The organism is Streptomyces sp. CB02959 (assembly GCF_002803155.1).
Taxonomy (GTDB): Bacteria; Actinomycetota; Actinomycetes; order Streptomycetales; family Streptomycetaceae; genus Streptomyces.
In genome coordinates this window covers 125,959-146,504 of sequence record NZ_NNBP01000006.1, presented here as the reverse complement: position 1 = coordinate 146,504, position 20,546 = coordinate 125,959, and the positions used below count along the sequence as shown (strand labels likewise).

Here is a 20,546-nt window from a genome sequence, read left to right as displayed (position 1 = left end):
CACCCGTCCCCGGACGCCGGATCCGCCATGGAACCGGCCACCGCACCGGCCGCCGGACCCAGCGCGGCCGACGCGGTCACGCACGCCCTGGGCGGCCTCGGCGCCCCCGTCGACTGCACCGGGCAGCGCAACGTCCCCCTCGAAGGGCCGTACGTCCTGTGGCTGGTGACCGGCGGCACCCTCGACCTGTTCGCGGTCGACGCCACGCAGGAGGGCCACTGGCACTTCCTCGGCCGCCTCGAAGCCGGCACCCTGCTGCTCGGTCCCGTCCAAGGCCCCCAGCACACCCTCGTCGGCCGCCCGTCCCAGCACTGCGGACTGCGCCGGATCGCCCTGCGCGAACTGCCCCGCCCCGAACACGGCGGCTACGGCGACCAGGGCGCGCACCCCGACGCGTACGGGTACGACGACGCCCACGGCGCACCGGCGGCCAGCCCCCTGGAGCACGCCTTCGCGCTCGGCACCGCCCGCGGACTGGGCGTGCTGTTCGAGGCGCCGCTGGACGGCCGCCCCACCGACGAAGCGGTCGCCGACGACGACGTCCTGTGGATGCCGGTGCCGCCCGGCAGCGTCCAGTACGGCGCCTCCTACAGTGCCGAGGCCGCCGCCGACCTGCTCGTCGACGGGGCGCTGTGGCAGCGGATGGTCAACCAGCAGTTCCGGCTGCTGTCCGCCGTGGACCGATGGATCGAGCAGCTCGAACGCGCCCACGAGGACCGCGCGGCGGCCGGCATCAAGGCCGGCGAAGCCGTCCGGGAACGCGCCGACCAGGCGCTGCTGGCCTCCATCGGCAAGGACCGCTCCGGACGCGCGGGCGCGGGCCGCGACCGGGCCGGCGACGACCTCACCTTCGCGGTCTGCCGGAAGGTCGCCGAGGTCGCCGGGATCCCGCTCACCGAGCCCCCCAAGGGCGCCGCGGCCGGCGACCGGATCAGCCCGGTCGAACGGATCGCCCTCGCCTCCCGGATCCGCACCCGCGCGGTCCGCCTCGACGGCCAGTGGTGGCGCAACGACGCCGGGCCGCTGGTGGGACACCGCGCCAAGTCCGGCGCCCCGGTGGCCCTGCTGTGGCGGCGCGGCCGGTACGAGGCGGTCAACCCGTCCTCCGGGCTGCGGATCCGGATCGGCAAGGACAACGCCGACGAGTTCGAACCGCGGGCGGTGATGTTCTACCGGCCGCTCCCGGACCGCCGGCTCACGCTGTGGCGGCTGATGCGCTTCAGCCTCCGCGGCACCCGCACTGACCTGCGCAACCTCGCCCTCAGCGGACTGGTGACGGTCGCCCTCGGCGCCCTCGTCCCGCTCGCCACCGGCAAGGTCCTCGGCGTCTACGTACCGGCGGCGGAGCGGGGCCTGATCGTCCAGGTCGCGCTCGCCGTCATCATCTCCGGGATCGTCGCGGCCGCCTTCACCCTGCTCCAGAACCTCACCGTGCTGCGCATCGAAGGCCGGATCGAGAGCATCCTCCAGCCCGCCGTCTGGGACCGGCTGCTGCGCCTGCCGACCAAGTTCTTCGCCGCCCGCTCCACGGGCGAGCTGGCCAGCGCCGCGATGGGGATCAGCGCCATCCGGCAGGTGCTGGCCGGCGTCGGCCCGATCGCCGTGCAGGCCACCACGGTCGGCGCGGTCAACCTCGTGCTGCTGCTCCTCTACAGCGTCCCGCTGGCCCTCGCCGCGGTCGCCATGCTGCTCGTCATCGGCGCGGTGTTCCTCGTCCTGGGCCTGTGGGAACTGCGCTGGCAGCGCCGGCTGATCAAGCTCGGCAACAAGCTCAACAACCAGGCGTTCCAGACCCTGCGCGGGCTGCCCAAGCTGCGGGTCGCGGCGGCGGAGTCCTTCGCGTACGCGGCCTGGGCCCGGGAGTTCGCCCGCTCCCGGGAGCTCCAGCAGAAGGCCGGCCGGGTCAAGAACCTCACCACCGTCCTCAACGCCGTCTACCTCCCGCTCTGCTCCCTCGCGCTCTTCGTGCTGCTGGCCGGCCCGGCCCGCGGCACCCTGTCCGCCGGCGCCTTCCTGACCTTCAACACCTCGGTGACCATGCTGCTCACCTCGGTCACCCAGATCACCGGCGCGCTGCTCTCGGCCGCCGCGGCGCTGCCGATGTTCGAGCAGATCAAACCGGTCCTCGACGAGGCCCCCGAGGTCCGCGGCGGCAGCTCCCAGCCCGGGGTGCTCTCCGGTGCCATCGAGGCCCGCAAACTCTCCTTCCGCTACAGCGAGGACGGCCCGCTCGTCCTCGACGACGTCTCCCTCCAGGTACGGCCCGGCGAGTTCGTGGCGATCGTGGGCCCGAGCGGCTGCGGCAAGTCGACCCTGCTCCGCCTGCTCATCGGCTTCGACCGGCCGTCGTCCGGCGGTGTCCTCTACGACGGCCAGGACCTCGGCGCGCTCGACCAGGCGGCCGTCCGCCGCCAGTGCGGCGTGGTCCTGCAGAACGCCCAGCCGCTCACCGGCTCGATCCTCGACTGCATCTGCGGCGCCGAGGCGTTCACCCAGGAAGAGGTCTGGGCGGCGGCCGAGATGGCCGGGCTGGCCGAGGACATCAAACGGATGCCGATGGGACTGCACACCATGATCGCCGGCGGTGGTGCCATCTCCGGCGGCCAGCGGCAGCGGCTGATGATCGCCCAGGCGCTGGTCCGCCGCCCCCGCATCCTCTTCTTCGACGAGGCCACCAGCGCCCTGGACAACGAGACCCAGCGGATCGTCATCGACAGCACCCGCGCGCTCAGCGCCAGCCGGGTGGTCATCGCGCACCGCCTCTCCACGGTGCTGGACGCCGACCGGGTCCTCGTCATGGCCGACGGCCGGATCGTCGAACAGGGCGCCCCGGCCGAACTCCTCGCCGACACCGGCGGCCGACTGCACGACCTGGTGCGCCGTCAGATGGCCTGACCGCACCCCGGCCGCCGGGCCGACCATCCCGGAATCCCCGCAATCCGCCGCATATCGTTCGAGGCACTGGAGAGCGGTGGATGGAGGATGCCATGACCAAGGCCAAGCACCTGTTCGACGCGATGCCCCCCGACCGGCGCCGTCGACTGGCCGAACTCGCCCACGAGGTGTCGCTGCCCCGCGCGACCCGCCTCTTCGAGGAGGGCCGCCGGGCCGACCGGTTCTGGATCATCCGCTCCGGCCGGGTCGCGCTCGACCAGCGGGTCCCCGGCCGCCGGGCGGCGATCGTCGAAACCCTCGGCCGGGACGAACTCCTCGGCTGGTCCTGGCTGTTCCCGCCCTACACCTGGCACCTCGGCGCGGAGACCGTCGGCCCCGTCGAGGCCGACGAGTTCGACGCCGCCGCGGTCCGCACCCTGTGCGAGGAGGACCCGCTCCTGGGCCGCGCGGTCTACCGCTACGTCGCCGAAACCGTCGCCGAACGCCTGCACGGCACCCGCACCCGCCTCCTCGACCTCTACGGCCCCCAAGGGAGCGGCGAGGGGGCCTGAGCGGCATCCGGCGGCCACCCGAGGGACGACCTGTGCGGATCCCGGGAACCGGATGCGGTATCCGCACGACTACCTGTGCCGGGCCACGAGGGTGGCCCGCGCCCGGTCGACCGGCCGGAGCGGCACAGTGGTAGGGGAGAAGGCCCATGCGCCCAGGGAAATGGTGCGGACTCGCGATGGTCGTCGCGCTGACCGCCACGGCGTGCGGTGGAGGCGGCACCGAGCGCGGAACGGGGGCGGGCGGCGGCCCGCCGGGCGGCGACGGCTTCCCCGTGCGGGTCGCCGACTGCAAGGGCGCCGAGACCACCTTCACCGCCCCGCCCCGGAAGATCGTCACCAGCAATGCCACCGCCCTGGAGATGCTGCTGCGGCTCGGCGCCGGCGACCGCGTCATCGGCACCGGGTTCCCGCCCGGCAAGGGGACCCTGCCGGGCGACCTCGGCGCCCGCGCCGCCAAGGTGCCGGTGCTCGGCACGGCCGTCATCCCGAAGGAGAAGTTGCTGGGTTCGGGCGCCGACCTCTACCTCGACACCTTCGCCGCCATGGGCTCGATGGGCGGGGCGGGCGACACCCCGACGGAGGAGGAGTTCGCGGCGGCGGGCATCCGCCACATCTACCTGGCCTCCACCGCCTGCGCCTCGATGGCCAAGGGGCCGCAGCGCGACCTGTCCGGCGTCGAGGGCGACCTCACCCGGCTGGGCGCCGTCACCGGCACCGCACCGCGGGCCCGTGAGCTCGTGGCCGGCATGCGGGCCAAGGTCGCCGCCGTCCACAAGGCGCTGGCCGACGTCCCGGACGGCAAGCGGCCCGGCTACTTCTTCTTCGACTTCGACGCCGGGACCAAGCAGCCGATGGCCCTCTGCGGCAAGCAGATCGCCAACGCCGTGATCACCCAGGCCGGCGCCCGCAACGTCTTCGCCGACTGCGACGGGGACTTCAAGCCGGTGTCCTGGGAGGACGTGGTCGCCAAGAACCCCGACTGGATCCAGCTGGGCGTCCGCGACCGCGGCGACGCGGCAGCCAACGCGAAGGCGTTCGACGAGGCCGCCCGGTTCCTCAAGACCTTCCCCGCCACCCAGGGCCTGGCGGCCGTCCGGAACGACAGGTTCCTGCGGATCGGCTCGGAGCGCACCACCCTGCCCGGCACCCGCACCGCGGACACCGTCGAGGAGATCGCGCACACCCTGTACCCGACGCGCTTCAAGGCGGCGCGGTAGTGGGGGAACGGGCACACACCCCACGTACCGGACTGCTGGCCCTCCTCCTCGCCGTCGCCCTGGTCGCGGCACTGACCGCCGCGGTGTCCCTGGGGGCCACGGACATCGCGCCCGGACACGTCTGGTCGGTGGTCCTGCGCCGGCTCGAAGGGGCCCCGCCCCGGCCCGGCACCGACGAGCTGATCGTGTGGCAACTCCGGGTTCCCCGAGCCCTGTTGGCGGCCTGCGTCGGAGCCGGCCTGGGCCTGGTCGGCACCGCCACCCAGGCCCTGGTGCGCAACCCGCTCGCCGATCCGTACCTGCTGGGCATCTCCAACGGCGCCTCGCTCGGCGCGGTCGCCGCGATCGTGCTGGGCGCAGGTGCCGGCGGGGCGCTGGGGCTGGGACTGTCGGCGGCCGCCTTCGCCGGGGCGCTCGCCGCCTTCGCCCTGGTCTGGGCGATGGCGCGCCGCGGCGGCGGCTTCTCGCCGCTGCGGCTGGTGTTGGCCGGGGTGGGCATCGGCCAGTTCCTGTCCGGCTTCACCAGCTATCTCGTCCTCCAGGCCGGCGACGAACAGCAGACCCGGGGAGTGCTGTTCTGGCTGATGGGCAGCCTGAGCGGGGCCACGTGGGGCGCGCTGTGGCTGCCGGTCCTGGCGGTCGCGGCCGGTCTGCTGGTGCTCCAGGCGCGCGCCCGGGGGATGAACGCGCTGCTCATGGGCGATGAGACGGCGGCTGGGCTCGGCGTGGACGTGACCCGGCTGCGCCGCGAACTGTTCGTGGTGACCAGCCTGCTGACCGGTGTCCTCGTCGCGGTCTCCGGCGCCATCGCCTTCGTCGGCCTGATGGTGCCGCACCTGTGCCGGCTGGTCCTCGGCGGCGACCACCGCCGCCTGCTGCCGCTGGCGGCCCTCACCGGAGCGCTGCTCCTGGTGGTGGTCGACGTCGTCTGCCGTACGGCGATGGACGGCCAGGAGCTGCCCGTCGGGGTCGTCACGGCGATGATCGGCGCCCCGGCCCTGCTGTTCGTGCTGGACCGGCGGTTGGAGGCGGAGCGATGAGGATCGACATCGAGGAGCTGCGGGTCGGCTACGCCGGGCGGGACGTGGTCGCCGGGGTGCACCTCATGGCCGCCGCCGGGGAGATCGTGGGGCTGGTCGGCCCCAACGGCAGCGGCAAGTCCAGCGTCCTGCGGACCGTGTACCGCCACCTCCGGCCCACCGCGGGCCGGGTCCTCCTCGACGGGACCGACCTGCGCACCCTGTCCCTGGGGCGGACCGCCCGGCACATCGCGGCGCTGCCGCAGGAACGCGCCGCCGACTTCGAACTGACGGTCCGTGAGGTGGTGGGAATGGGCCGCACGCCCTACAAACGGGCCTTCGCCGGCGAGGACCCCACCGACCGGGAGGCGGTGGGCGGCGCGCTCGCCGCCGTCGGCATGTCCGACCAGGGCGCCCGCCGGTTCTCCGCCCTCTCGGGCGGCGAGCGCCAACGCGTGCTGCTGGCCCGGGCGTTCGCCCAGGACCCGGACGTGCTGGTGCTGGACGAACCCACCAACCACCTCGACGTCCGCCACCAGGTCGACCTGCTCGCCCTGCTCCGGGAGCAGGCCCGGACCACCTTGATCTCGCTGCACGACCTGAACGCCGCGGCATCGCTCTGCGACCGGCTGCACGTCCTGCACGACGGGCGGTTGGTGGCCTCCGGCCCGCCCCGTGCGGTGCTGACGCCGGAGCTGCTGGCGGAGGTGTTCGGCGTACGCGCCGCGGTCACCGAACACCCGCTGACCGGCGACCTGTTGATCGCCTTCGACCACCGGCGGAGCCACCCCTGACGGGAGCCGCCGAACGGGCCCGCGCCCCGAGGTCCTCAGGGACCTCGGGGCGCGGGCCCGCTGCTCACCCCGTCGCCGGGTCCGCCGCGAAGTGGCTGGGCCGCCCGTCCCGCAGCACCGGTCGGCCCAGCCGCTCGGCGTCCGCCCGGCGCATCAACTCCCGCCGCCCGTCGGCGTGTTCCAGTACGCAGGCGTGCCAGGGCGTCATCCACGCGTCCGGCGCGGCCAGCAGCCGGATGCCGAACTTGGCCGACCCCCTCGGCTGCGGATGGATGGACAGCCGCACCGCCCCCGGATGGTGGTCGGCGATCAGCTCCCCCCAGGCCCGGCTCCGCCGGATCACGCCGTAGGCCCGCGCCCGGCACTCGCGCTGGAGCGCCGAACGGGTGCCGGGGTACGTCCGGAGGTCGGTGTCCTCGAAGAGGAACCGGGTGATGCCCTGGTACAGCCGCCGGGCGGTCCCGTCGGCCCGCGTCTCGGCCCGCAGCGCCTCCAGGGTCGGCGCGTGCGCCGCCTCGATCCTGGCCCGCTTCTCGTCGTACGTCAGGTCCCCGTACGCCGCGCGGAGGTCGAAGACGCCCAGTCGGGCCGCGAGCCCCTCGTCGTCGATCAGCGCCCGCAGTCCGTCCGCGTAGGCGTCGATGGTGGGGTCCGGCACCCGGATGAGGTCGCTGAAGACATGCCCGTCCGAGCAGATCAGCATCCGCGCGCCGGGCGGGTACACGGCCGTGATGCGGGCGCACAGCCGGTCCAGGAAGCGCAGCGCGAGCCGCTCGCCCTCGTCGGGGAGCGGGCCCAGCACCTTCGCGGGATTGGGCGACTTGCAGGGGAATCCCGGCAGGGTGAACAGGATCGGCCGGTCCGCCGCGACCCAGTGGGACAGCTGCCGCACCTGGACGGGGAAGGCGTCCGGGGTGTCCCCGTGGGGGTCGTCCAGGGTGCGCCGGTAGGGGAGGAGGACGCGGAGGATCTCCTCACAGGTGGTGTGGGTCCCACGGGTGGTGCGGGTCGCGGAGGTGGGGCCGGGTGTGCCGAGGCTGGTGGGGCCGGTGGGAGCTGCCGCGGTGACGGACGGGGTCAGCATGCCGCGTCCGGTGCGCTCGGTGCCTGCGGTGCCTGCGGTGCCTGCGGTGCCTGCGGTGCCTGCGGTGCTTGTAGTGCCTGCGGTGCCTGCGGTGCGCTCGGTGCGTCTGCCGGGGGTGTGGTGTGTGCTGCGTCCGTGGTGCGGGACGCGGCCATCGGGCAGCCGGGGGGATCCGGGGCGTACGTCACCGGGAGGCGGTTCACGCCGCGGGCCAACACCGCCGGAATCCAGGCGAGTTCGTCCTCCGGGACGGCCAGCCGGAGGCCGGGCAGCCGCCGCACCAGGGTGCCCAGGGCGATCTGCAGCTCGGCGCGGGCCAGCGCGGCCCCCGGGCAGAAGTGGCTGCCCTGACCGAAGGCGAGATGCGGGTTGGGTGAGCGGTCGAAGTCGAGGACGTCGGCGTCGGCGAAGCGCCGGGGGTCGCGATTGGCCGCGCACAGCGAGACGATCACCGAGTCGCCGGCCGGGATCCGGGTCCCGTGCAGCTCGCTGTCCTCGGCGAAGAACCGCCAGGTCGTCAGCTCGAAGGCGGCGTCGTGGCGGAGCAACTCCTCGACGGCGCGCGGCAGCAGCTCCGGACGGGCGGCGAGCGCGGCGAGCTGGTCGGGGTGGCGCAACAGGGTGACCAGCGCGGTGGTGATCTGGTTGGTGACCGGCTCCTGCCCCGCGACCAGCAACTGGAAGATCATCGAGTCCAGTTCCGCCGGGGTCAGCTCGCCCGCGTCGCGCGCCACCACCAGACGGGACAGCAGGTCCTCGCCCGGAGCCCGCCGTTTGTGCACGACCAGATCGGCGATGTACTGCTGCAGCCCGCGCAGCCGCGCCTCGTACGCCGGACGGCCGGGATCCGTGGGCCCGACGGGCTGCACCACCTTCCCCCAGTCGCGGTCGAAGCGCCCCGCGAACGCCTCGGGCAGGCCGATCACTTCGGCCAGCACCCGGAACGGGAAGTGCGCGGCGAACTCCGCCACGAGGTCGGCCCGGCCGGACCCGGCGAACCGGTCCAGCAACGCGTCGGCGGTTTCCTGGAAGCGGGGGCGGAGCGCCTCGACCCGCTGCGGGGCGAAGGCGTCGGTCACCATCCGGCGCATCGCGGTGTGCCGGGGCGGGTCCTGGTGCAGCAGGTGCACCTGGAGTTGGGAGTGCTGCGGCTCGGGCATGATCGACGCGCGGGCCCGCCAGGCCGCGTTGCCGCGCGAGTGGTGCTTGCCCAGGCGCGGGTCGGTCAGCGCCTGCTGCGCCGCGTCGTACCCGGTGACGAGCCAGGCGCACACCCCGCTGGGGAAGCGGACGCGGTGGACGGGCCCGCGGGCCCGCAGCTCGGCGTAGAGGGGATAGGGGTCGCGTTTGTAGTCGGCGCCGTACAGGGGTATGGGGTCCGTGGTTCTGCTGGGATGCGGGGTTTCGTTCGGATCGGTGGTGCCGGTGGTGTCATTGATGCCAGTCATGTCAGTGGTGCTGATGGGGCCCTTGGTGCTGGTCGGGTCGGCGGTGACCGGGGTGCCGGGGGTGTCCGGGATGCCGGTGATCGGTTGCATGGGGTCTCCTTGCGAGGGGTGGGTGGTCCGAGGGCGGGGTGCGGCGCGGCCCGTACGGGCGGGGCGGCTCACACGGTGATCTCCGGCCGGTACCGGTCGAGCCACAGCGCGAGGTCCACCACCCGCTCCAGCCGCAACCGGTGGCCCCACTCCAGCCGCTCCGGTTCCGTCGCCAGGCCGGCCGTGATGACGCGCACGTCCACCAGGTCGCGCACCCGCCCGCCGGCGGCGTCCAGCGCCTGGCGCGCGAGGTCCTGGAGCCCGCGGTTGTAGTCGGGGTGGTGGGTGGCCGGATAGTGGTTCTTGGCCCGCCACAGCACCGACCGCGGGGCGAGCCCGGCACCGGCGGCGCGCAGCAGGCTCTTCTCCCGGCCGTCGTGGCGGTGCAGGTCCCAGGGCGTGTTGACGGCGTACTCCACCAGCCGGTGGTCGCAGTACGGCACCCGTACCTCCAGGCCCTGCGCCATGCTGAGCCGGTCCTTGCGGTGCAGGAGCTGGCGGAGCCAGCGGGTCAGCGACAGATGCTGCATCTCGCGCTGCCGGCGCCGGGCCGGGCTCTCCCCGTCGAGGTGCGGGACGGCGGCCAGCGCCGTGCGGTAGGTGTCGCGCTGGAACTCCCCGATGCGCAGCGTCGCGGCCAGATCGGGGTGGAGCGGCATGGCCGCCTCGTCGCTGGTGACCCGCAGCCACGGGAACGTCGGCGCGGCCAGGGCCGCGGGGTCGTGGAACCACGGGTAGCCGCCGAACACCTCGTCCGCGGCCTCACCGGACACCGCCACCGTCGAGTGCTCCTTGATCTTGCCGAAGAGCAGGTAGAGCGAGGTGTCCATGTCGCCGACGCCGATGGGCGAGTCGCGGGCGGCGACCACGGCCGCGCGGTGCCCGGGGTCCAGGAGCGTCTGCGGGTCCAGGACGACGGTGTGGTGATCGGTGCCGATGAACGCGCCGGCCTCGACGGCGTACGGGGCGTCGTGCCCGGTGCGCAGCACATCGCCGGTGAACCGCTCCGCCTGGTCGCTGTAGTCGACCGCGTACGAGCGGAGCCGCGCCCCGGGCCCTTCGCGGCGCCGGAGTTCGTCCGCGAGCAGCGCCGTGACGACGGTCGAGTCGAGCCCGCCGGAGAGCAGACTGCACCGCGGTACGTCGGCCTCCAACTGGGTCCGGACCGCGTGCTCCAGGCGCTGCCGGACACCGGCGGTGGTGGCGGCGAGGTCGGCGTCGTCGTGCGGACGCGCGGTCAGCTGCCAGTAGAGCCGTTCGGCCGGCCCCGCGCGGTCGAAGAGCAGCAGCCCGCCCGGCGGTACCTCCCGGACGCCCGCCCACAGCGTCGCCCCCGTCCCGAACACCAGGCCGTACGCCTCCCGGAGTCCCTGCGCGTCGACCCGCGGGGCGCAGTCGGGGTGCGCGAACAGTGCCTTGGGTTCGGAGCCGAAGACCAGTCCGCCGTCCGGTGTGCGGGCGTAGTACAGCGGTTTGACGCCCATTCGGTCGCGCACCAGCAGCAGCCGCCGCGCCTCGGCGTCCCACACGGCGAACGCGTACATGCCCTCCAGCCGCTCGGCGAGCCCGGCGCCCCACTCCTGGTAGCCGCGCAGCACCACCTCGGTGTCGCTGCCGGTGGTGAACTCCCGTCCCAGGGAGCGGAGTTCGGACCGCAGTTCGTGGTGGTTGTAGACCTCGCCGCTGTAGCTGAGGACGACCCCGGCGGGGGCCGGGCCGCCGGTGGTCCGCGGTGCGCCGGCGGTGCCCGCCGTCATGGGCTGCGCCCCGCCCTCGATGTCGAGCACGGCGAGCCGCCGGTGCCCGAGCGCGGCGTGCGGACCGCGCCAGACACCGCAGCCGTCGGGCCCGCGCGAGGCGAGGGCGGCGGTCATCCGCTCGATGACGTGGGGCCGGTGCGCGGGATCCGCGCCGAACGAGATCCAACCGGTGATGCCGCACATGGGGTTGCCTTTCCAGGGAGGTGGAGTGGGGAGGGGAGGGTGTGGGGCCTGCGTTCACGGCGGCGGGGCGGGGGAGTGGTGCGCCGGTGCGGCCTCGTCCCGCACCGGCCGTCGGGCCAGCAGCAGCGTCGCCAGCAGCGCCGCCGCGGTGGCCAGTGCCGGCCCGGTGCGCGGACCGCCCAGGCCGCCCAGGGCGGTGGCCGCCGCCGGCCCCAGCGTGAAGCCGGCGCTGCGGGCGAGTTGCACGGTCGAACCGGCGGTGGCCCTCCGCTCCGGCCCCGCCGCGTCGAGCACCATCAGCTGGACCGGCCCGCCGTACAGCCCCATGCCGAGCCCCGCCACCGCCAGCCGCCAGCCGACCTGGAGCGGTGGCCAGGCACCTGCCGTGGCGAGCAGGCCGAAGCCCACGGCGACCAGCGCCGCTCCGCTCACCGCCACCGGCCGGGCCCCGTAGCGGTCGGCGAGGCGGCCGCCCACCGGACCCGCCACCGCCATGGCGGCGGGGAAGGCGAGCAGCGTCAGCCCGGTGGTCGAGGCCGAGACGCCCGCCGCGCGCTGGAGCTGTACCGCCAGCAGGAAGTGCACCGCCGCGAAGGCCGCGGCGAGTCCGAGGACGGCGCCGTGGGCCCCGCCCGTACGGGTCGCCCGCAGCGCCTCGCGCACCCGGCGCCCGCCCGCACTCCGCGCCCACACCAGGCCCGGCACCAGCGCGACCGCGCACAGCACCGGTCCGGCCCAGCCCTCGGGCAGCGTCGTCAGTCCGAGCAGCAGGGCCCCGACGGCGGTGCCGGCCAGCGCCGCGTCCCGGCACTCCGCACGGCCCGGCGCGGTCGGCCGCCCGCCCGGGGCGAGCCCGCGCCGGGCCAGCCACCAGGCGACCGCGCACAGTGGCAGCTTCACCAACAGGACGGCCCGCCAGCCCCAGTGGTCCAGCAGCACCCCGCCCAGCGCCGGTCCGGTCACGGCACCGAGCGGCCCGAGCGTGGCGGGCACGCTCATCGCCCGCCCGCGCAGCTCGGGGCGTACGGCGCGGACCGCCAGCAGCGGCATCAGCACGAACAGCACCGCGCCGCAGGCCCCTTGGAGCAGCCGTGCCGCGAGCAGCACCGCCGGGACCGGTGCGGTGGCCGCCGCCGCACCGCACAGCCCGAAACCGGCCAGGGCGCCGAGCACCACCGGCCGCAGCGGCGCACGGTCCAGCCACCGCCCGGCCGGCAACAGCAGGGCCACTACCGGAAGTTGGTAGCCCAGCACCGCCCATTGCGCGACGGACACCGGGACGGCGAAGTCGGACGCGATGCCCGGCACCGCCACCGTCACCACGCTCATGTCGAACATGGCCAGGAACGAGCAGATCCCGGCGACGGCCACCAGCCCCCACCGCTCCCCCTGTGCTCCCGCCGCGTCCCGTGACATCGGCCCGTCCTCTCCTCGACCCGGACCCACAGCACCGGTCCGGCACGGCGGTGTCTGAGAGGTCGGGCGGAAGGCGGCGCCAGTTCCCGGCGAAACGGGGAAATTCCCGCGCCCGGGGCCGCGGCACGGTGAAGTGGACGGCGGGCAAACCCAGTTAGTCGGTCCGCGACGGCGTCGAGTTCCGCCGGGCGGACGGGACAAACCTCACGCCCCGAACGGACCCCGATCGTCCGATCACCCCCGTGCCCACCTGCCACGATGACGCGATGACCACCCCCGCGCTCTCCGCCCTGCCACCCGACCGCGCCCGGCGCCCCGGCTCTTGGGCCCCCCTCCTGCCGTTCCGGCGGCTGCTGCCGGCCCGCTCGGTCCTCGGCTTCGCCGCGCTCCTGGCGCTGCTGTTCGCCCTCTCGTACGCGGTGGGCGGCGCCGTCGGACCGGTCGCCCCCGGACTGCATCCCGCCGACCGCCCCGGCACCGGGAACCCCGAGGCGCCCGGCGGCGGGGACTCCGGCGGGATGCCGGGCATGTCGGGCATGAGTGCACGCGGAGCCGCGCGGGCCGTACCGGCGACCACGGTCTCCACGGCCGCCGCCCACCCCGCACCCGTCCGCGCGGCACGGGGAGCACGGCGATGACCCAGCACCAGCAGGCACCCCGCCCCTCCACGGCAGGTCACCCCGCCCCGACGCCGGCCCCCGCCACGACCCCGGAGGCGGACCCCGGCCGCACCACCACCCTCATCGTCGGCGGCATGACCTGCGCCGCCTGCGTGGGCCGCGTCGAGCGGAAACTGGGCCGGCTGGACGGCGTCACCGCCTCGGTGAACCTGGCCACCGAGCGGGCCCGGATCAGCCACCCCGCGGCGGTCTCCGTCGACGACCTCATCGCCACCGTCGAAGCCGCCGGATTCACCGCCCGCCTCCCCGAACCCGCCCCGGTCGCACCCCACCCGGACCGGACCGGCGAGCCCACCACCGGCAACGGCCACGGCGACGACCCCCGCGGCGACCGGCCGCACGGCGAGGACGCCGACATCCGCGCCGAGCGCCGCCGGCTGCTGCTGACCACCGCGCTCTCCCTCCCCGTGCTGGCCCTGTCGATGGTGCCGGGCTGGCAGTTCCGCAACTGGCAGTGGCTCTGCTTCGTGCTGGCCGCCCCCGTCGCCGTATGGGGCGCGGCGCCCTTCCACGCCCGCGCGCTGCGCGGCCTCCGGCACGGCGCCGCGACCATGGACACCCTGGTGTCCCTCGGTGTCGCCGCGTCGTTCGGCTGGTCGACCTACGCACTGTTCCTCGGCGGCGCCGGAACGCCCGGCATGACGATGCCGTTCAGCCTGCTGCCCACGGCCGGCGACGGCAGCGACCACCTCTATCTGGAGGCCGCCGTCGCCGTCGCGCTGTTCGTGCTGGCCGGACGGCGGATGGAGGCCCGGGCCCGGCGCGGCACCGGCGCCGCGCTCCGCTCGCTGGCGGAACTCGCCGCCAAGGAGGTGTCGGTGCCCGGGCCGGACGGCACCGAACGCCGCATCCCCATCGGCCGGTTGCGGGTCGGCGACCGGTTCCTGGTCCGGCCCGGCGAACGGGTCGCCACCGACGGCACCGTCGTCACCGGCAACTCGGCCCTGGACCTCTCCCTGATCAGCGGCGAGAGCCATCCCGTCGAGGTCGGTCCGGGCGCCGCGGTGGTCGGCGGTGCGGTCAACTCCGGCGGGCTGCTGGAGGTCCGGGCCGACGCGGTGGGCGGCGACACCCAACTCGCCCGGATCACCCGGCTCGTCGAGGACGCCCAGACCGGCAAGACCCGGGCCCAGCGGCTCGCGGACGCGGTGGCCGCGGTCTTCGTCCCCGCCGTCCTGACCATCGCGGTCACCGTCCTGGGGTTCTGGCTCGGTGCCGGCGCCGACCCGCAGGCCGCGGTCACCGCCGCGGTCGCCGTGCTCGTCGTCGCCTGCCCGTGCGCCCTGGGCCTGGCGACCCCGACCGCGCTGCTGGCCGCCACCGGCCGCGGCGCCCAGCTCGGGATCCTGGTCAGCGGCCCCCAGGCGCTGGAACGCCTGCGCCGCATCGACACCGTCGTCCTCGACAAGACCGGCACCCTCACCACCGGACGGATGGCCGTCACCGACTTCACGCCGCGTACGGACGGCCGCGACCCCGACGACGTACTGCGGCTCGCCGCCACCGTGGAGCAGGGCTCCGAGCACCCCGTGGCCCGCGCCCTCCTCGCCTACGCCCGCGACCGCCGGCCCGACACACCGCTCGAACCGGCCGCCGCCGTCCGCGACTTCACCGCCACACCCGGCTTCGGCGTCCGCGGCGTGACCGACGGACGCATGGTGACCGTCGTCCGGCCGCCCGACGACCCCACCGGACTCCCGGCACCCCTGCCGGACGCGGTCCGCGCCGCCGAATCCGCCGGCCGCACCGCGGTCCTGGTCACCGTCGACGACACCCCGGAAGCCGTCCTCGCCCTCGGCGACACCCTGCGCCCCGACGGCTACCGCGCCGTGGACCACCTGCGCCGCCTGGGGCTGCGGCCGGTGCTGGCCACCGGGGACCGCGAGGCCACCGCCCGCGCCGTCGCCGGACAGCTCGCCATCACCGAGGTCCACGCCCAGGCCCGCCCGCACGACAAGGCCGCGCTGGTCACGACCCTTCAGGAGCAGGGCGGCCGGGTCGCGGTCGTCGGCGACGGGGTCAACGACGCGGCGGCCCTGGCGCTCGCCGACCTCGGCATCGCCATGGGCAGCGGCACCGACGCGGCGATCGGCGCCGCCGACGTCACCCTCGTCCGCGAGGACCTCCAGGCGATCGCCGACGCGGTACGGCTGGCCCGCCGCACGCTCGGCACCATCCGCGTCAACCTGCTCTGGGCCTTCGGCTACAACCTCGTCACCGTGCCGCTCGCCGCCGTCGGGCTGCTCAACCCGATGCTCGCGGCGGCCGCCATGTCCGCCAGTTCCCTCCTCGTCGTCGGCAACAGCCTGCGGCTCCGCGCCTGGCAGCCGCCGTCCGCCACCCGCACCACCCGCCGCCCGGCCCCCCGGGGCCGCGCCGACTCGCGCCACTCTCAAGGCACTTGGGAATCCGTATGAACCGCTCACGTCTCTTCGCCGGTGCCGTGCCGCTGCTCACCTGCCTGGCGACCCTCGGCACCCTCACCGCCTGGACCGCCACCGGCAACGCGGGCACCCCGGCCCGGCTCACCGCCACCGACGGCCGGGTGCTGATCCCCGCCGGGAACGACGCCACCGCCGCCTTCTTCACCCTCCGCAACACCGGCACGGCGAACGACGTCCTCACCGGCGTCACCGGCCCGCCCGGGCACCGCACGATGCTCAGCCGGGACGTCGCCATCGGCCGCAACGCCCGGTCCATGTCCATGGTCGAGGGCGTCACCGTCCCCGCCGGCGGCACGCTGACGATGACCCCGACCACCCTCGACATCATGATCAGCCCGCCGCCCCGGCTCGCCCCCGGCGACCGCCTGACCTTCACCCTCCACTTCCGCGACAGCCCGCCGCTGACCGTCGACGCCCGAGCGGTACGCCCCGGCCAGTAGTGGACCGGAGCGCGTCGCGCCGCCACCGGGCCCCTGGGCGGACCACCGTCCACCCAGGGGCCCGTCGGCCCGCCGTGTCCGGCCGGTCAGGCCACGGCGGCGGCGAGCCGGCGCGGCTGCCGGTCACCCGGCCCCGGTCTCCGGTGCGGTACGTCGCGCGGGGCCGCGGCCGCCGCCCGCTGCCGGCCGTCCCCGTCGGCCCGCACCGCGGACCCGGCGCCGGTCCCGCCGCCGGCCCCCGCTTCCGCCTCCGCCAGCAGGGCGATCAGGCTCTCCCGGGCGCGGGCCACCCGCGAGCGCACCGTCCCCACCGGACAGCCCATCACCCCGGCCGCCGCCGCGTACGACAGCCCCAGCAACTGCGTCAGCACGAAAGCCTCCCGCCGCTGCGAGGACAGTGCCGCCAACAGCTCGGCCAGCGCGATGCCCTCCTCGAAGCCCGGCACCCCGCGCGGCTGGACCCGCTCGGCGGCGGACTGCCAATCGTCGGTCGCCGACAGCCGCGGCCGGACCGCATGGGTGCGGATCCGGTCCGCCACCACCCGCCGGGCGATGGTCAGCAGCCAGGTCCGCGCCGACGACCGGCCCTCGAACCGCGGCAGGCCGCGCAGCGCCCGCACATAGGTGTCCTGCACCAGGTCGTCGGCGGCCTGGGCCTCCCCGCTGAGGTGCGTCACATACCGCCGCACATCGAGTTGGGTGGCCCGGACGAACTGCTCGACGGCCCGCTCGTCGCCGTCCCGGGCGGCCAGCGCCCAGCCCGTCACCGTCTCGTCGTCACGCATGCCGGAACCGCCCCTCGCCGGTCCGGACCAATTCGGGGAGGATGGGGGCATGCTCTGCTCGCGCATCCGTACGGCACTCTCCGCCCGCCTCGACGGAGAGGCGCTGCCCCCGGGGTTCACGGTCCGCCGTCTCGACGACCACCTCGCGGGCTGTCACGACTGCCGCCGCTGGGAGGCCCGCGCGCAAGCGCTGACCGCGGCCCTCGGCAACACCACCGCGTCCCCGGCCGACGGCGACCCCGCGGCCGTGGAGGCGCTGCTCGCCCGCCTCCGGCCGGGACGACAGGCGGGCTGAGCGGCCGGGAAGCGCCGGGCGCCCGCCGCGGCCCTCCCGCTGACGGGGAACGGACACGGGCAGCGGCGCCACCGGCATCCGGACAGGAATCATCATCTGGAGTCCTCTGGAGTCCTTCGCGTGATCCGGTCACCGCGCGACGGCGCGGACGACCGGTGAAGTCGGAGCCGGGACACCGGGCAGGAGGCAACAGCCCCTGCGCCAACCGTCGGTCCGGCTCGGGAATTCGACCGTGCTGTCAGACGACAGCCGGTACGCGCGGGGGACCCCGCAAGGACATCGCATGGGCCAGCAGCAGCTGCCGCACCGCGCACCGCGGCTCCTGCCGGGCGGGGCGCGGGACCGGGCGGGAGGCGGGCAGCGCCACCCGCAGCACCAGGAGCAGCGGCGCGAACAGCCAGGCGGACACGCTCCGGACGAGCCGGAACGCCGCCCGCTCCCCGCTCCACAGCCACCAGGCGCTGAGCAGGGCGACGAGCAGGTGCGCCGCGAGCATGCCGCCGGAGCTGCCGTGCATGCCCATGTGCGGCATACCGGCCGAAGGGTCCATGGAGCCCATGGAAGCCATCGACCCCATGGATCCCATGGACCCCATCGAACCGGTCGCGTCCATCTCGCCCGCCGGGCTCATCCGGCCCATCGGCGACAGTGCCCGCGCCGCGTCGATGTCGGCGAGGGACAGCCCCTGGGCGCCGCAGAGCCAGGTGTCCGCCCAGGCACGGGCGAGGGACGCCCGGTCCGGGCCGGCGTCGGCCACCGCCTGTGCCAGCGAGAACGCGCTGTGCAGGGCGGCTTGGGCGCCGACGGTCAGCAAACCCACCACGACGGGACCGCGTTCACGTCCGGCCAGGCACCAGGCACCGGCCGCCGTCGCCGCACCGGCCGCGAGCAGCATCCAGCCGGGCACCGCGGCATCCGACATCACCGCGTGCCCGAGTGCAGCCAGGAGCACGCAGACCGCCGCGAACACCGCGGCGCGCAGCCCCCTGAGAACGTGCCCCGCATCCATGACAGGCCCCATCGTCGCACCTCGCCGCCGGAAGCGAACCGGGAGGGGCGGAAGAGGCGCACAACGGGGCATCGGCACCCCTACGGGGCCACGTCCTCCGGCTGCGCCGCCGCCGGCCGGGCCGCCTCCGCCGCTTCCGCCGCCTTCTGAAGCGTCTTCAGCAGCGCCCGTGGATCGCCGCCCGGCCCGACCGCCGCCCCGATCCGCTGCCGCAGGGTGTCCCGGACCTTCGGCCAGGTGCTTCGCCCGACGGGATGGAACTCGGCCCGGGGCATCTGGTCGATGAACGGCCACAGGGCCCGCGCGGACCGCTGGGCCCGCAGCGCCTCCGAGCCCGAGACGGTGACCGGCAGCGTCCCCTGCCCCTGGGCGAACCGGGTGGTCGCCCGCTCGCTGTAGAGGAAGTCCAGGAAGGCGGCGCACTCCTGACGGTGCCCGTTCCGCTTGAACGCCATCAGCCAGTCGCTGAGCCCGACCGGTGGTGCCGCGCCGCCGTCCTTCATGGGGAAGGCGGCGTCGGCGTACGGGACCCCGGCCCGGTCGGCGGCCTTGATGAGGACCGGATGGGCCAGCATCATGCCGACCTCGCCCTTCAGGAAGGCGGCGTAGGCGGGGGTGCGGCTGAACCGGGCCGGGTCGTCACCGGCCAGCCCCGGGGCCACCAACTGCTCCTTGACCCAGGTGAGCGCCTCGACGTTGGCGTCCTTGGGGAAGTCGTACCCGGCCTGGCCGCCGTAGCCGCCGCCGGTCGCCAGCATCCAGGCCAGTGCCTCGTCCTCCGCCGCCTCAGGGCCGAACTGTAGCCCGTAGGGGGTGGTGACGCCTGCTGCCTTGAGTGCCCGTGCGGCGGTGCGCAGTTCGGCCCAGGACGTCGGGGGCCCGCTCAGGCCCGCCCGCGCGAAGTGGCCGGTGTGGTAGAAGAGCCGCGGCGTGCTGGTGAGGAACGGAATGCCGTATTCCGTGAAGCCGAGTTCGCCGGCCCGGGCGAAGGGGGTGAGGAAGTCCGCCTGCGCCGAGAGGTCGAACAGGTCGTCCGCGCTGTAGAGCCGGCCGGCCTCGGCGTAGTCGGCGAAGGTGTAGGACTGCGCGATGTCGGGTTCCCGGCCCGCCGCGACCCGTTCGGCGAGCGTCCGGTCGATCTTCTCGATGGGAGCGAGTTCCAGATCGATGCCGATGTTGCGGTGCTCCTTCTCGAACGCGGCGATGAACTCGTGCCACCGGTCCACGATCGGGGAGCCCACGGTCCTGCCGTAGCTCGCCGCCAGCACCGTGAGCCGGACGGTTCCGCCGGACGCCGCACCGGACCCGCACCCGGCGAGCCCGAGCGCCGCCGTGCCCGCCATACCGGCCGTACGGGAGAGAAAGACCCGTCGACGCACTGCTGCTGTCACCTCATACCTGCGTTGCGGAAGGTCGGACCAGCCCACCGGGCGGGTTGCCGGCGCCGCCCGTGCTGCCGGGCGGAGCCGGTGGACGGGACAACCGCACACGATGGCTGGCGCATTGTGCCACGTGGGCATGGCGTGACGATGTCGTGTCCGCGGAGCGGTACCGGGCCGCCTGCGATTCGGGGGTGCCGGGCGACCGCCGCGCCCGGCACCCCGCGCCGCTATCCGCCCAGGGCGCCGCTCAGCAGCCGTCCGGCCCCCGGAACGCGGGCCGCCAGGCCCAGTTCGCCCAGCACGCGGTAGGTGGTCGCGGTCGCCGCCGACAGCACCGGCAGCCCGGCCGCCTCCTCGACCGGTTGGATCGCGGCCAGCGACGGCATCTGGACGCACGCCGACAGCACCAGCGCGTCCGCCCGCCGCAGATCCAGTCGCCGCCAGTGGTCCAGCAGTGCGCGGGGATCGAGCCGGGCGACCGCCAGATTGTCCGGAACCTCAAGGCTCAGCGCGTCCACCACCTCCACCCCGGCGTCCTCGATGTATGCGGTGACCAGCGCCGTCAGCTCCTTCACGTACGGCGTGACCACCGCGATCCGGCGGGCGCCCAGGGCCGCTATGCCGTCCAGCAGTGCGCCCGCGCTGGAGACCACCGGCGCCGCCGCACCCTGTGCGCGCAGCACACCGGCGATCTCCGCCTCGGCCGTGCAGTGATGGCCGGGTCCCTGCGCCATGATGGCGACCAGGCAGGCGGAGGCGACGACGTCGGGCCGGGCGTCGGCGAGTTCCGCCGCGGCCCGCTCCGTCTGGGCGTTCATCTCCCGCAGCTGTTCGGGCGTGACGTGCCGCATCCGCATCCGGCTGCTGTGGAAGACGAAGCGGTCCTCGGGGTGCACGGCCTCCCGGGCCTGCAGCATCCGCGGCAGTTCGGTCTCCATGGTCAGGTTCGAACTGGGCACGATCAGCCCGATGTGATGGTCCGTCACGGGTCCTCCTCAGGACGTGCCGCGTACGCGGACGTACGCGGACATACCAGGGTGAGGCACCCGCGCGA

Annotated in this window: 17 protein-coding genes; 9 read left to right on the top strand and 8 right to left on the bottom strand. The window is 75.0% G+C overall.

What is annotated here, in order from left to right; translation table 11 throughout:
* Positions 1-27 precede the first annotated feature (27 nt).
* From CG747_RS12190 to CG747_RS12170, 5 genes are all read left to right on the top strand, one after another.
* The gene (locus CG747_RS12190) at positions 28-2,895 is read left to right on the top strand and encodes an NHLP bacteriocin export ABC transporter permease/ATPase subunit (protein WP_100601898.1); all 2,868 of its coding nucleotides are present in this window, start codon (positions 28-30) and stop codon (positions 2,893-2,895) included.
* Between the two features lie 92 nt (positions 2,896-2,987).
* A complete protein-coding gene (locus CG747_RS12185; RefSeq protein WP_100601897.1) occupies positions 2,988-3,446 on the top strand; it encodes a cyclic nucleotide-binding domain-containing protein in 459 nt (152 codons plus the stop codon).
* Between the two features lie 146 nt (positions 3,447-3,592).
* Positions 3,593-4,663 (top strand): ABC transporter substrate-binding protein, encoded by a 1,071-nt coding sequence (locus tag CG747_RS12180; RefSeq protein WP_257980359.1) that lies wholly within the window; start codon positions 3,593-3,595, stop codon positions 4,661-4,663.
* Positions 4,663-5,703 (top strand): iron ABC transporter permease, encoded by a 1,041-nt coding sequence (locus CG747_RS12175; RefSeq protein ID WP_100601709.1) that lies wholly within the window; start codon positions 4,663-4,665, stop codon positions 5,701-5,703. The genes CG747_RS12180 and CG747_RS12175 overlap by 1 nt, the downstream gene beginning before the upstream one ends.
* A complete protein-coding gene (locus tag CG747_RS12170) occupies positions 5,700-6,476 on the top strand; it encodes an ABC transporter ATP-binding protein (RefSeq protein ID WP_100601708.1) in 777 nt (258 codons plus the stop codon). Before CG747_RS12175 ends, CG747_RS12170 begins: the two co-directional genes overlap by 4 nt.
* A 64-nt stretch (positions 6,477-6,540) precedes the next feature.
* Here CG747_RS12170 and CG747_RS12165 read toward each other — a convergent pair whose 3' ends face one another.
* The 4 genes from CG747_RS12165 to CG747_RS12150 form a co-directional block, all read right to left on the bottom strand.
* Positions 6,541-7,560, bottom strand: a complete 1,020-nt coding sequence (locus CG747_RS12165; protein ID WP_100601707.1) for an L-tyrosine/L-tryptophan isonitrile synthase family protein — start codon at positions 7,558-7,560, stop codon at positions 6,541-6,543.
* Positions 7,554-9,008: a cytochrome P450 gene (locus tag CG747_RS12160; RefSeq protein WP_374701769.1), complete on the bottom strand. Its 1,455-nt coding sequence runs from the start codon at positions 9,006-9,008 to the stop codon at positions 7,554-7,556. The genes CG747_RS12165 and CG747_RS12160 overlap by 7 nt, the downstream gene beginning before the upstream one ends.
* Positions 9,009-9,166: 158 nt before the next feature.
* Positions 9,167-11,041, bottom strand: a complete 1,875-nt coding sequence (asnB, locus tag CG747_RS12155) for an asparagine synthase (glutamine-hydrolyzing) (RefSeq protein ID WP_100601706.1) — start codon at positions 11,039-11,041, stop codon at positions 9,167-9,169.
* A gap of 54 nt (positions 11,042-11,095) precedes the next feature.
* On the bottom strand, positions 11,096-12,457 hold the full coding sequence (locus CG747_RS12150) for an MFS transporter (RefSeq protein WP_100601705.1): 1,362 nt from the start codon (positions 12,455-12,457) through the stop codon (positions 11,096-11,098).
* A 266-nt stretch (positions 12,458-12,723) separates the two neighbouring features.
* Between CG747_RS12150 and CG747_RS12145 the strand changes: the two genes are divergently transcribed.
* From CG747_RS12145 to CG747_RS12135, 3 genes are read left to right on the top strand one after another with little or no spacing between them, the layout of a single operon-like run.
* On the top strand, positions 12,724-13,095 hold the full coding sequence (locus tag CG747_RS12145; protein WP_180985497.1) for a hypothetical protein: 372 nt from the start codon (positions 12,724-12,726) through the stop codon (positions 13,093-13,095).
* Positions 13,092-15,554, top strand: a complete 2,463-nt coding sequence (locus tag CG747_RS12140; protein ID WP_100601704.1) for a cation-translocating P-type ATPase — start codon at positions 13,092-13,094, stop codon at positions 15,552-15,554. Before CG747_RS12145 ends, CG747_RS12140 begins: the two co-directional genes overlap by 4 nt.
* Complete coding sequence (locus CG747_RS12135) at positions 15,551-16,021, top strand: copper chaperone PCu(A)C (RefSeq protein WP_100601703.1); 471 nt, start codon at positions 15,551-15,553, stop codon at positions 16,019-16,021. The genes CG747_RS12140 and CG747_RS12135 overlap by 4 nt, the downstream gene beginning before the upstream one ends.
* An 86-nt stretch (positions 16,022-16,107) precedes the next feature.
* On the opposite strand, the gene CG747_RS12130 is transcribed toward CG747_RS12135, so the two are convergent.
* On the bottom strand, positions 16,108-16,806 hold the full coding sequence (locus CG747_RS12130) for a sigma-70 family RNA polymerase sigma factor (RefSeq protein ID WP_100601702.1): 699 nt from the start codon (positions 16,804-16,806) through the stop codon (positions 16,108-16,110).
* 49 nt (positions 16,807-16,855) lie between these two features.
* On the opposite strand from CG747_RS12130, the gene CG747_RS12125 reads away from it, so the two are divergent.
* A complete protein-coding gene (locus CG747_RS12125; protein ID WP_100601701.1) occupies positions 16,856-17,101 on the top strand; it encodes a zf-HC2 domain-containing protein in 246 nt (81 codons plus the stop codon).
* Positions 17,102-17,339: 238 nt separating this feature from the next.
* Here CG747_RS12125 and CG747_RS12120 read toward each other — a convergent pair whose 3' ends face one another.
* The 3 genes from CG747_RS12120 to CG747_RS12110 form a co-directional block, all read right to left on the bottom strand.
* The gene (locus CG747_RS12120; RefSeq protein WP_257980357.1) at positions 17,340-18,110 is read right to left on the bottom strand and encodes a PE-PGRS family protein; all 771 of its coding nucleotides are present in this window, start codon (positions 18,108-18,110) and stop codon (positions 17,340-17,342) included.
* A gap of 80 nt (positions 18,111-18,190) precedes the next feature.
* Positions 18,191-19,501 carry an extracellular solute-binding protein gene (locus CG747_RS12115; RefSeq protein WP_257980356.1) on the bottom strand — a complete coding sequence of 437 codons (1,311 nt, stop codon included), beginning with the start codon at positions 19,499-19,501 and terminating at the stop codon, positions 18,191-18,193.
* A gap of 218 nt (positions 19,502-19,719) precedes the next feature.
* Positions 19,720-20,478, bottom strand: a complete 759-nt coding sequence (locus CG747_RS12110) for an aspartate/glutamate racemase family protein (RefSeq protein WP_100601698.1) — start codon at positions 20,476-20,478, stop codon at positions 19,720-19,722.
* Between the last annotated feature and the right edge of the window lie 68 nt (positions 20,479-20,546).